The sequence below is a fragment of the Deltaproteobacteria bacterium GWC2_55_46 genome (assembly GCA_001595385.3).
In the GTDB taxonomy this organism is placed as follows: Bacteria; Desulfobacterota; GWC2-55-46; order GWC2-55-46; family GWC2-55-46; genus UBA5799.
The window spans coordinates 2502379-2515284 of sequence record LVEI03000001.1 but is presented as its reverse complement, the minus strand read 5'-3'; the positions used below and the strand labels follow the sequence as shown (position 1 = coordinate 2515284).

Below are 12906 nucleotides of genomic sequence, written 5' to 3'. Positions count from 1 at the left end.
ACGACTTGGCCGAAGTGAATGGCAGAACTCCGTTCTGCCCGGCAGGAAAAATTGCTTTTGCATAGCTCGCCTTATCACTTCGTGAGACGGCGAGCACCCAGGGGCAATCGCCCATGGATTGCTTAACAGGTTGCGTTTTTACGCAACCTGTCAGATGATGTCGTCTTCCGGATTTTTAACGGCATCTTGTTCCCCTGAAAACTCCCTGAACCTCGCGAGCCCCTTTTTTGTGAGATAGAACTTCGTAAGCGAACCCACTATGTCGAACCCGAGCGTCCAGATGTTGAACTTCGCCTTTTCGTAGGAGAACGCATGCCACACGTGGGGGACCTCCCTCATCACCGCTCCTTTAAGCGCAAGGCTCATCTGAAGCTCATTATTAAAATGCCTCTTGCTGGTAAGGTTACGGTACGGGATCGTGGCCAGCGTCTTCAGATTCACGCAGAAATGGCCCGTGCCGGGATCCGACATCCCTTTGCCGGTCGCCAGGCGCTGAAGCCCTATCACCAGGTAATTGCCGTACCTCCTTAGAGCCGGATAGTTTGTAAGCTCGCTTCTGTTGAGGAACCTGCTGCACCCCATGAAATCGAAGAGGTCTCCCGAATCGATGATCCTTATGAAGTTCTCCGCGTCCACGCCGGCCTGTCCCTGGCCACGGCCGTGGACCACGATGAGATAGTCGAATGAGTTGCCTATGAAGTAGTCGAATCCTGCCTTGTAGCTCCCTCCGAGATCGAGGTTCCTCCTGTTGCAAAGAAGCCTGATCCTTCCGCGGGACATCTCGCTGCGAGTACGCAGCACGGCCTCTCTTGTCCTGTCCTCGCTGTGGTTGTCTATGACAAGAAGCGTCTCCAGCCTTTCGTAGACGCCTTCCGGTATCCCGCGCAGCACGTCCGCAATGAAAGGCTCAACGTTATAGCACGGGATCATGAGCCCTATCTTTTTGCCGCTCCGGGCGCTCCTCATGGATGTCCGCCTACAGTGTCCAGACTTCGGGGAGGTTCATCCTTATCTCGATGTTCTCGAACCTGGGGCTCTCCCTGCATCCCGCCTCCTTGACCCATCCGGCCATCTTCGCGAGCCCTTCCCTCAGTGCGGTCCTTTTCCGGTCCCCGAAGAACTCCCTTACCTTCCTATGGTCGGAGTACGCGTGCTTGACCTCTTTCCTCTCGGCCAGGTAATCTATCGAGGTTTTTGTCCCGATGGCCCTGAACACCTCTTTCGCAAGCTCGTTTACCGTGTAGACCTCGTCGGCGCCGATATTGAACACATGACCGTAGCACTCGGGCTTAAAGGCCGAAGCCGCTATCACCGGGGCCACGTCGCCCACATAGCTGAAGGCCCTTGTCTGCTCGCCGTCCCCGAAGACCGTAACTGGACTTCCCTGCGTTATCTGGTTCATGAATATCCCGATGACATTTCTGTACCTGTCGCCCGTGTTCTGCCTTTCGCCGTACACGTTGTGGGGCCTGAAGATTATGTAATCGAGGCCGAACATCTCTTTCGACACCTTCAGCTCCTGCTCTACCGCGTATTTCGCTATCCCGTAAGGGTCCTCGGGCGTAGGCGTCAGATCCTCGCTCATCGGGAGCTGGTTTTTGCCGTACACGGCGATGGACGATGTGAAGACGAGACACTTCGCCCCGAAGTTGACGGACGCGTTTATGATATTCACGCTTCCCAGAAGGTTGTTCTGGTAATTGAACCGCTTGATGAAGTGGCTGAGCCCCTCGGCGGCATAGGCCGCAAGGTGGTAAACGTAGTCGAATCGGTGCTCGGCGAAAAGGCGGTTTACCAGCCCTTCATCGAGTATGGAACCGCAAACGAACTCCGCTCCGTCAGGGACATTCTCCTTGAAGCCTCCGCTGAGGTCGTCCAGCACAACGCAATCTATTTTTTTCCTCAATAGCTCCTCCGCCACGTGGGAGCCGATGAACCCGGCCCCTCCCGTCACCAACGCCTTCATCCGCCACCCTCCTTCTTCGATAAACGGAAGCGAGAGAACCAATTCTCGCTTCCAGGCAAATCGACTTTGAGATTGCCCTGTCTCCAGACCTCGCGATGTCATCAACCGAGAATCTTTCAGAGTTTCACTGAATATCTTGCGTTAAAACATCTGCGGGTTACAGCACCCGGGCTTTTTGCCCTCTACGAAATCCGCGTCTTTCTCCGCCACCCTTCGCCAGTCGAGCCGCTCGACCCTTTTTCTCGCCGCCGCCCTTTGCCTCTCAAGCTCCTCTTCTCTCTTGCCCATCACCCTCAGGACGTCATTGGCAAACCGAGCGGTATCTTCAGGATGCGTGAAGTCGATCATGGTCTCGTCGGCGACCTCCCTGATGCCCGGAAGGTCGCTCGCTACGACGCTAACGCCGGCTGCCATGCTCTCCAGCAGCCTGAAGGTAATGACGCCGAGGGTGGCAGGATGCCTGGGTATTGGCACCACATTAAGGTTTGTCGCCGCCATGAAGTAAGGTATCTTCTTGAAATCCACCCACCCCGTGAATATCCAGCTCCTCTGCGTGCCGTTGTCTTTCACGGTCTGCTTTATCCTGTCGAGGTACGAACCCCTTCCCGCCACCAGGAACTTTGTGGCCGGGGCCTCCTTGAGGATAGCGGGCGCGGTCCGGGCAAGGAACTGAAGCCCGTCATGCGGCTCTATCCCGCCCTGGTACCCGATTATGTACTCGTCTTTCAGGTTGTATTCCTTCCTGATAACGCCCGAGTTGAGCCCTGGCCTAAACAGTTCCGTATCAGCGCCATCCGGCACTATCTCGATCTTCTCGTGATACCTGCCGTCCACCAGGTTCCTTAACGCGCCGGTTATCATCAGCACCTTGTCGGCCTTTCGTATCGTCCGCTCCTCCAGGGCTTTGCCCATTCTGAAGGCCATCTTGTTCTTAAGGCCATCCGGGTATCCGTACTGGAAGTACCGACTCATGAAATCCACGTACATGATCCTTTTTCCGGCATCCTTCTTTGACACAACAACCATGGAATTTATGAGGCTTATCCCGAAGATAACATCGCAGTCGATCACGGAAACGGCGCTTCGAGCAGCCATGACGAAGCGGTAGTAGCTTTTCATCTTCTCCTTGACGGTATCCCAGCGGTTTATCTTCAGCCCCACGCCGATCGACCGGCACCCGAAGTGCCTTCGGGTGTACTCGGCCTGCTCCTCTGTCGAATGGACCACTGTGACATCGTGGTTCCTGCCGATAAGCTCATTCAAAAGGAAGTAGACCCGAAGGTTGCTGCCGTCGAGCTTCTCGAATCCCCAGCACATGACAATACATATCTTCATTGCCGCCTCATGAAGCGGTTGAAGAACGAGACAGCCCCTCTGGAAACCTTCTTCATGTTGTCTGCAGAGGATAGCGCCTTCTTCGCGTTCCTCATGATGAAGGCCGGCCTCAGATAGAACCTGCGCCAGAACTCGACATACATCTGCTCAAGCCTCTTCGCATCGATGGTCCCCGTGTCTATCATTGTTTCGCAGGACGAGTACCTTTCCCAGTCGGCCGGATATTTCAGGAACTTCTCCCGCACGCCATCGCTGTGCATCTTCGTGCCAGGGTACGGCACGGCGTAGCTGACCTGTATGTAGTCAGGGTCGAGCTCTATGGCCAGATCCATGCTCTTTCTTATGTCCTGCTCGGTCTCGTAAGGGAACCCGATCATGAAGTCGCAATAGATCTCAATCCCGGCCCTGCGGCAACTCCTGACCACCTGCCTTGCCTTTTCCAGGTCTATCGGCTTGTTTATCACCTTTAATATCCTTTCGGACCCGGATTCCACTCCCACGGCTATCTTCGTGCACCCGGCCTCAGACATGCGCTCATACATCTCATGGTCCGGCTGCGTGATATGGCCGAAGCAGTTCCATGTGATCTTCCTGTGAAGGCCGCGTTTTATCATCTCGTCGCAGCATCCGATGACATACTGCTTGTTGAGCGCGAAGGTGTCGTCGTCAAAACGTATGTGCTTCACCCCGTAAAGCCCTATAAGCATCTCGATCTCGTCGCAGACATTGCCCGGGGACCTCCTCCTCTGCCTGTGGCCGTAGAGGACCTGAGGCCACAGGCAATAGGTGCACTGGAAAGGGCACCCCCTCGTCGGAATGACCATGGCGGAAGGTCTCACGTACAGGTGGCTTTCGTACTTCTTAAGGACGAACTGATGCCAGGCTGGAAACGGCATGTCGTCAAGATTCTCTATGGGGCTCCTGTCCGGGTTCGCATTGACCTCTGTCCCGTCACGATATGTCAGGCCCGCTATGAGGGGATACTCGAGCCCGCACACTATGTCCCTCATGGTAAGCTCGAACTCCCCCCTTACCACTCCGTCAAGCCAGGGGTTTTCCTTCATCAGCTCCCTGTGGAAAACCGTCGGGTGCGCCCCTATCAGGAATACTCTTGAGCCAGTAGCTTCCTTTATCGACATAGAACTTTTAAGATCCTGGTCTATTGTCGGAGTGGACGATTCGATGAAGCAATACTCAGGAGCCTCTGCCTTTGCCTGTTTCACCAGCTGGCGGAGCCCCAACTCCTCAGCCACCGCATCTACGACCTTTACCCTTACCCCTTCCCTTTCAAGGACCGCAGCCGCGTACGCCAGGTATATCGGAAAAAGCAGGTATTTGTCCTTCCTTATGTGGGGCCAGCGCGTATTGCTCCTGCAACCGGTGCCATTTCCGCGGGTATCCCACACAGGGTTTATTATCAAGGCCTTGGTCTTCGCGTGCTTGCTCATTTATGGCCTTCCTGCATGTCAAAGAGCATCGCAAAAAGCAAACTCTGAAAACCCATGATGACCAGCATGGCGCAGAATATGGCCTGCGGGCCGGAGACCCCGGTTTGGAAGACAAACTGCTTTGCCACGAGGTACAACCCGAACAGAACGCCGGCCGGCAAAAGCAGTAACGAGAAGTAATAGAAAAACACCAGCGGATGGAAGTCCCTGTATATGTACCTGAAGTTCAGTCTCCAGAAAAAATTGCGCACCAGCATGGGCGCGACCTTTAGCGCATAATTCAAGCCCTTTATCTGGGATTGCCTCTCGCCAGGCAGGTAGATGGCCGTCCTCGGGATATCAATTATCCTGAAACCGTATGCGTTCAGGCGTATCAGGAAGTCCATGGGATATCCGTAGCCCCTCCACGCGTTTGACCAGTTGATCATCAGGATCGCTTCCCTTGTGATGCCAGTGTACCCATCTACCACGTCCATGGTCTTGTAGTAGCCCGATGCTATCTTTGTAAGAGACGTGATCAGCCAGTTTCCAAATAGCCTCGTCCTGGGCATCTTTTTGAGCGTGTCGTCTACCTGAAGGAGCAGGAAGCGGTTCCCCTTGGTATAGTCCGCCCTGCCGTCTATCAACGGGTTCAAAAAACGCTCTACTTCCTCAAGCGGCATCTGATTATCCCCGCCGACCACGATGGAGATGTCAAATCCGTCCTTCGCGGAGCGCAGATACCCGGTTATGATGGCTCCGCCGGGCCCCTGGTTAACCTCGTGCTTAAGAAGCTCTATCCTCGGGTCTTTCTCCGCGTATCGCAGAACGACCTCGTTCTGATTGTCCGGACTGCAGTCATCGACGACATAGATCTTGTCTATTATCCCGGGGACCCTTTCGAGTGTAGGCCCGATCAACCTCGCTTCGTTGTATGCCGGTATGACAAGTGATATCCGTTTTTCCCTGTACATGATATACCACCAAAAAGAGTTGACGCGCTAAACTGCGGGGCTTTTCTTAACGAAAAATCAGTGCAAGCTTATACGCCATTGGTAATTCATATTTTGAGGCATTCCCTTCTTTCCGAAAGCTCTCTTATCCCTTCTTCTATCGGTATCCTGCACCTCCAGCCGAGTATCCGCTGCGATTCTTCGATAGCGCTTATTGCTCCGTGGTAGTCTCTGTCGCGTTTCGGGCCGGCAAGGGTTATCTGAACGGCAGGGTTTACTATCTCTCTGACCAACTCCGCCAACTCGACTATCGAAACGCTTCGGTGATTGGCTATTACAAGGGTCCTGTTCCTCGCCTCCTCCGTCTCAAGGGCTTTAACGCTCCCTTCGGCCAAATCCCTCACATGTGTGAAGTTTCGCCTCTGGTCGCCCCCGCCGTGTATCTCTATCGGCCTTCCCTCTACGGCGCTTTTTACGAACAGCCATACCGCGTCCGCCTCGCGGCTTCGCGGTCCGTATACGGTTGCATACCTGAGCAATGTATAAGGGATACCGTAAAGTGTATTGAAGTCCTCTATGATCTTCTCGGAAGACGCCTTTGAGGTCGTGTACAGGTGGCCGCCTCTGTCGAAAGCATACACGGAGCTTGCGTAAATAAAGCGCGCATGTGGCGCGTATCTCCTGCACGCGTCCAGAAGATACGCGGTGGAAAGTATGCTCAGCTCTATTGCTTCAACGGGGCTCTCCTTGACGAAGTCGATATTCGAAAAACCCGCGATATGAAATATCGCATCGTTCCCCTTGACCAGGCGATTGAGCAGATGCCTGTCGAGCATGGACCCGCTGACATGCCTGAAGCCATCCCTGTGCGGGGGCTTGACATCCAGGCCCGTCACCTCGTAGCCTCCCTCCAATAACACGTCTACAACGTGGCTTCCGATAAATCCGCTGCACCCTGTGACAAAGACCTTCATCGCGAATCCCTCACTGTTAGCCGAAAATTTCTTGAATAAAATGAAGAAAAAAACTTTGGTCGCCAATTGCGAGGAGCTGTTTTTCCGCGCAGGCCATTTGTCTATTTATTTTTCCAGATGCGCGCCACGCCGAAGTCTCAGACCCCTTGCCTTGCGGTTGCCGGCAAGCTTGCCAACGCACTTCCTCAAAGACACGGCCACATACTCGACCTCGTTAGCGCTCAAGCCCGGATATAGCGGCAGACAGATATGCCTGGCGCATACGAAGTCGGTATTAGGAAAGACATCTTCCGTGTTCATGGCCTTTCCCGGATATTTTTTGAAAACCGGCTGGCTGTGGCATGCATCAGAGTAAACCTCTCCGGGCATGAAGATATCGTATTCGGACCTCATCATCTCCTTTAGCTCGCCTCTGTCAATCCCGCCCTCTAAGAAGGCTATGTATTTGTAATACGACGGCTCTATGTTTGACGGAACCTCAAGGAGCCTAACGCCTTCCATGTCTCTGAGAAGCGCCGTATACAACCGGGCGATTTCTCTTCGCTCGTTCAATATCCGGTCCGCCTTCATCATCTGCTGGATGCCGAGCACGGCGTGAAGCTCGCTGAACCTCCAGTTGTCCCCAATCTCCACATGGATGTTGTAAGCCGGATCTCCCTTGCCATGCTCCCTCAGAATGCGCGCCTTCTTCAATATCTCCTCGTCGTCCGTCGTTATCATGCCGCCCTCGGCCGTGGTCATTACTTTCGTGGGATAAAACGAGAACGAGCCTGCCTGGCCAAGAGATCCGGCCTTTTTCCCGTCTATGGACGCTCCGTGTGCGTGAGCGGCGTCTTCGATGAGAAATAGCCCTTTCTTCCTGCATATCTCCTTTATCCTTCCAAAAAGAGGCGTGATAATGCCGCCTATGTGCACCACTATGACGCCCTTGGTATCTGGACGAATCTTCATTTCGATGTCCTGCGGGTCTATTTGAAGGTTCTCCCGGCGACAATCCGCGAATATCACCCGCCCCCCGGCTTTGATCACGGCAAGCGGGGTCGCCATATAGGTATTTGAAGGGACTATGACGGTAGAGTCTTCTACCCCTATGGCCCTGAGTATTATCTCTATCGAGCTGGTACCGGTGTTCGTCCCTATGGCGTATCCGGTCCCGCAGTAAGCGGCGAACCTTGACTCGAACTCTCTGACCCGGCCGGACATGGTGAGATAGTTGCTGCGAAGTACCTTTTCTATCTCGCCCTTTATGTATCTTATGTCCTCTTCGTCATAGGCGAGACGCAGTATCGGTATCTTCATGACTCAGACCCTTTCCTTGTTCCTCTCGTTCAGCCCGAAAAACTCGTCGATCACCTGCCTTGATATCTTCGTGTTCATAATCATGGCCCTGCTCTGGTGGAAGAAATATTCCCAGTTGTTTTTGGCGAACTCGAAGCCATCCTTTACAAGATTCTTGTAAATTCCGGTACCGTAGTACGGCGCTACGACACTTAAGCTGTTGTAGTCGGCGTCTATCTCCCGTGCGAAGCGTATCGTCTTTTTTACGTCCTCGTCGGTCTCCCCCGGAAAGCCGATCATCAGATATATGGTAAGCGGTATGCCGGCCTCCTTTATGACCCCTACCCCCCTTCTTATTCTTTCCACGGTCACGCCTTTTCTCACCTTCTTGAGGATCTCGTCGCTGCCGGACTCCACGCCTATCTTTACTCTTATGCACCCGGCACGCTTCATCAGCTTCAAAAGTTCCCTGTCAATCCTGTCTACCCTGGTGTCGCAAACCCACTGGAAGGCGAGCCCCTTTCTCAGTATCCCCTCGCATATCTCGGAGGTGCGGCTCTTGTTAAGAGTGAATGTGTCGTCCTGAAAGCGGACAAGAGAGATATTGAGGCGCTTTGTCATGAATTCAAGCTCGGAAAGGACGTTCTCAACGCTTCTGTATCTCGTCTTCTTGTTTGAAAGCTCTGGGCTGGCGCAGTATGAGCACTGGAACGGGCAGCCCCGGCCGGTGATGATTGCCCCGGTATCGGTGTTCCCATTGCCGTTGAAAAGCCTATCCCTCGCGGGGAAGGGAAGCGAATCCAGGTCGTCAATAAAGTCCCTGGGAGGATTGCTCACTATCTTGCCGTTATCATCCCTGAAGGTTAGACCTTTGATGCCTCCACGGTCTTTGCCTTCGAGTATCTCCGTAAAGGTGTATTCGCCTTCCCCCCTTATCACATAGTCATAGTGCTCGCACTTTATAGTGCCGAGCGGGTCGAGCGAAGGGTGCGTGCCGCCTACGACTATCTTGACCTCAGGGTTCAGGGACTTGGCGATGGACGCTACCATCTGGGCGCTTTTGAATGTGCCGGTGTACATCTGGATGCCTATGTACTCTGGACTTGCTTTTCTTATCATGTCAGCGACCTCTTGCCAGACGGGTTGGGCAGGGTCGTTCAGTATCTTGATATAGACATCGAAGTTGTCAAAAAGCTCCTTCTGGTTCGAATATGTCACGCTGTCAAGAAAATCCGCGTTATATATCTTTGTGTCGTAGCCTTTTTTATTCAACACAGAGGCTATGTAGCAAAGTCCCAGGTGGATGCCGTTATAATGGCTCCCCATCAGGCGGTAAAAAGGAGGCGATATCAACAGGACTTTAGCCAAAGCTACCCTTTTGCTTACGATTCGTTTTGTCTTCACGCAAAACCCTGAGCGCCTCGGCGGATCACATGAGAACTGGACCCGGCACCTGTTTCGCAATGCTAACTCGGGAGCGGATTCGAAACGCTATGACTGAGCCCCTGATCGCTTGGAGTGTTTTCGAGTTGAAAAAGGTCTGACAGGACTTGGCTGGAATCGGAGATGAGTTTTCCTGGAGGAGTGCCGCCTTTTAACCTTGCTGCCGGTCTAACGCTTGCTTCGGTTCATCCCTTGCCGGGCAGTACCTGAAACATCAGAAAACCACTATCAATACACCCGCCGTCACTGCTATCTGGTAGAGTATCTGGGTTAAATCCTTTATCTCGCGGAGCCAATGGATTTTATCGAGCTTCTCCGGCACTATTATCGTGTCCCCGGGGTTGAGCTTCGCGGACATGAAACCGCCAGAGAACCAGCTTTTGCTGCCCGAATCCCAACTGCTTTCTTTCTTGCTCACCGCGGTACCGTCCACCTTCAAGATGAATATCGCATCCTCGTCCGCATTGGCGGTCGTGCCGCCAGCTTTCTTGAGGTAGCCCTCCACAGTCGCATCCGGGGTGTAAAGGAAAGCGAGCTGGTTATAAACCGAGCCCATGACCTGCACCTGGCTTGGCCTGCTGGGCACCGTAAGAACGTCCTTGTCCTCAAACTCGAAATCATAGGGCGTGCCTTCAAGGTGTTCCTCAAGCGTTATGCCTATCCTGCCCTCGGCCCTTGAGGCCCTCATCTGCGCGATCAACGCCTTTTTCTGCTCTATGGCCGCCTGAGCCTGCTTCGCGGCCTCCGGGCCCATGGCGCCCTCAATTTCCGAAGGCGCCGAGGACAGAAGAACCTTTTCCAGCCTGCTTGCCGCCTCGTCGATGTTTTTCTGCTGAAAGTCCCTTATGGACTCCCTGGTGAACACGGCGCCCTTGAGGTATGCCCTTGTGGTAAAACCGCCGGCCCTCTTGATGACCGAGCTTAGCTTCTCTCCCCTTTTTATCCTGTAGTTGCCGGGGTTGACGAACTCTCCCTTAAGCTCCACGAACAGTTCGGACTGCCAGTTGCGTACCTGCATGACGAAAAGACTTGCGTAAGGCGGCACGGGCAGATTGTGCTCAGGGTCCCCGGCAAGAGCCTTGGAAAGATCTATCTTCCTGTACTCGAATACGTAGTTCCTCGAATCAGCCACCGTGCCGATGGCAAGCTCCGCGTCTTCGAGATACGCCGATTCGTGAACACCTCCGGCGGCAAAAACCATGTCCTTTACAGTCATGTTGGAGGCATAAGGATATTTGCCAGGCCTGTTCAACGCGCCGTGCAGTGTGACATAGCTCTGAGGGGTAGTCTCCCGGACCGAATGGACCACGACCCTGTCCATGTCCTCAAGCATGATATTGTCCCGATTGTCCCCTGAAAGGGCGCTCCCCAGGCTCAGCTTGATGAGGGTGACCTCCTTGTTCCGCTTGTCCGTCCTGTATATTTCTAACCACTCCAGGGACGCGTCTTTCGTAAGGCCGCCCGCCTTATGGACAAGGTCTTTTACAGTCAATCTGTTTTCGAGCTCGAAATAGCATCCCCCCGCGTCCTGCCCGCCGTTCAACTTATCGCACCTGACCTCGCCGAAGATGCTCACGGTCGACTTGTCCATGAAAGCCCATCTGGAGAATATCTGTATGACGTCTCCAGGCATAAGCGAGATATCGTCTTTTTCAGAACCGCTGAAAAGGGCGCCAGGATTGAACGGCATGAGCATTACGGCGTTCATGGCCGGAGCTGAAAACCTTTTCACAATGGCATAATCAAGGGCCGATTCCTCAAGGAGATCCCTCTCGTCCTTTATTATGTCCCTGACACGCATCCCTTTCTTAAGCTCGTATTTGCCGGGCCTTTTTACGTTCCCCTCGAGGTAGACGGCGTTGGAGTCCCTGTCCACCACCGGGAACACCTTGATAAAGTCTCCATCAAGGAGAATGAAAGACCTCGCGGCTGCCTCTTGCGAGGCATCTATGTCAATGACGACCTTCTTGAGGTTGTCCTGCACCCTTTCGACCTGCAGCCTCTGGGTAAAGGCGGTGGGAATGGTCCCTCCGGCAAGCCTGAGGGCGGCTGCAAGGTCTGTCGATTCCTTCAGCTCATATACCGCGGGCCTCTTGACATTTCCCGCTATTCCCACTATCGGACCAACGACATTGACGAACACAACGTCGGAGTCGTGGAGCCTTAGATCAGAGCTCTTGTCGCCGCTTGTGAGAAGTTCATAGAAATCTATCGACGCTACGGTCATGTTGCCCCTTTTCAGATCAACTCGCCGAAGCGACCCTATACCTGAAGCCCCTCCGGAAGCCATGAGAGCGTTTGTGACAGTCGACATAGCGCTTATCTCGTAGGCGCCGGGCCTTTTTACTTCCCCGAGGACAAAGACCTGAATGCTTCTGAGCCTGCCCATGGTGACACTTATCTGCGTGCCGACGATTTTACCGGCCTTGGAGGAGAGATATGACTTCATCTTCTCGAAAGTCATGCCGGAAACCGTCAGAGGGCCGACGTTCGGGAACTGAATCGTACCGTCCCTGTTTACGGAAAGGCTGTACTGTCCGGTGACCCTGCCCCACAGGAGCACCTGTATCTCGTCACCGGGCCCTATAACATAATCCTGCGACACGGGCAGATTCTGCTGCGAGGCCGAGCCAGTGGTGAATATATCGTAGCCGAAAGGCTTGAGGGAGGAGGCCTGCACGTCCCACTTCTGAGTTGCCGAGATGTATCTGTCGAACAAAGACGGCTGTGGAACTGAAGATTGGACGTCGGTAGTTTCCCGGGCCTCTACAGCCGAAGATATTTCGGCAGGTTCTACCACGGCCTTTGTCTTTCCGCCGAGCTTATTTAAAATCTCTGCTTGCGCCCTTTCTTTTTTCATTATCTCCGAGGAGACCTTTTCGCACTCGTCTTTCGTAAGCACTTCCGACTGAAAGCCGGTCAGGCCCTGGGGCAATACGCAGCGATTCTCATCAGCGGCGGCTGTTCTCATACAGAGCGAAAGCAGAAAAAAAACCATGGTAGATAGTACTCTCATCCGCGAAGAAGCCACCCGTGAAAATATTCTGCCACGGTCATATGGCGATATACCTTTAATCTTCAGAAATACTGTCCTTCCATGCGGATTTTGACGAACAGCGCGCGGCCAAGTCACATGTTGCGCCGAAAATATAGCGCTTACGGCTACATAAGAGCTTAACTGCGTTAAAAGAATCAATAATGAGTTTCAAAGGTGAATTTGCTTTAGAGCGGGCGTAATCCGCCAAAAAACGGCCGTGGCTGAGATTTCTGTTCGGCTGCCAGAGTGGATAAATCCTTGGCAAAAAAGGCGTAAAAAACCATTCCGGGGCTGCTTTGAAAGTCCGCCTTCGTGCCTATGATGATTGGGAGTTTTCCGTTTTTGGTTGCGGCTGGGTGAGTTTCCTGAAGTGTACGGAAGTTATTACAACTATACCTATTCGGATTTTTTTGTCAAGTATTGATTAATAAACCAGATGGCAAACTGAACCAACCGCCCTAAAGCCGGTGGCCCAAAGTTTTGATCGGTGGTT

9 protein-coding genes are annotated in these 12906 nt (G+C 53.4%); all 9 read right to left on the bottom strand.

The window, feature by feature from the left end:
• Window positions 1-150: 150 nt before the first annotated feature.
• A complete protein-coding gene (locus tag A2V21_311970; GenBank protein ID OIJ74918.1) occupies window positions 151-966 on the bottom strand; it encodes a hypothetical protein in 816 nt (271 codons plus the stop codon).
• A 10-nt stretch (window positions 967-976) separates the two neighbouring features.
• Window positions 977-1966 carry a UDP-glucose 4-epimerase gene (locus tag A2V21_311965; protein ID OIJ74917.1) on the bottom strand — a complete coding sequence of 330 codons (990 nt, stop codon included), beginning with the start codon at window positions 1964-1966 and terminating at the stop codon, window positions 977-979.
• Between the two features lie 141 nt (window positions 1967-2107).
• Complete coding sequence (locus tag A2V21_311960) at window positions 2108-3301, bottom strand: hypothetical protein (GenBank protein OIJ74916.1); 1194 nt, start codon at window positions 3299-3301, stop codon at window positions 2108-2110.
• Window positions 3298-4749, bottom strand: a complete 1452-nt coding sequence (locus A2V21_311955) for a hypothetical protein (GenBank protein OIJ74915.1) — start codon at window positions 4747-4749, stop codon at window positions 3298-3300. Before A2V21_311955 ends, A2V21_311960 begins: the two co-directional genes overlap by 4 nt.
• Window positions 4746-5702, bottom strand: a complete 957-nt coding sequence (locus A2V21_311950; protein OIJ74914.1) for a glycosyl transferase family 2 — start codon at window positions 5700-5702, stop codon at window positions 4746-4748. The genes A2V21_311955 and A2V21_311950 overlap by 4 nt, the downstream gene beginning before the upstream one ends.
• An 86-nt stretch (window positions 5703-5788) precedes the next feature.
• Window positions 5789-6655 (bottom strand): hypothetical protein, encoded by an 867-nt coding sequence (locus A2V21_311945; GenBank protein OIJ74913.1) that lies wholly within the window; start codon window positions 6653-6655, stop codon window positions 5789-5791.
• A gap of 105 nt (window positions 6656-6760) precedes the next feature.
• Window positions 6761-7954, bottom strand: a complete 1194-nt coding sequence (locus A2V21_311940) for a hypothetical protein (protein ID OIJ74912.1) — start codon at window positions 7952-7954, stop codon at window positions 6761-6763.
• A gap of 3 nt (window positions 7955-7957) precedes the next feature.
• Window positions 7958-9286: a hypothetical protein gene (locus A2V21_311935; GenBank protein ID OIJ74911.1), complete on the bottom strand. Its 1329-nt coding sequence runs from the start codon at window positions 9284-9286 to the stop codon at window positions 7958-7960.
• 304 nt (window positions 9287-9590) lie between these two features.
• Window positions 9591-12374 (bottom strand): hypothetical protein, encoded by a 2784-nt coding sequence (locus tag A2V21_311930; GenBank protein ID OIJ74910.1) that lies wholly within the window; start codon window positions 12372-12374, stop codon window positions 9591-9593.
• Between the last annotated feature and the right edge of the window lie 532 nt (window positions 12375-12906).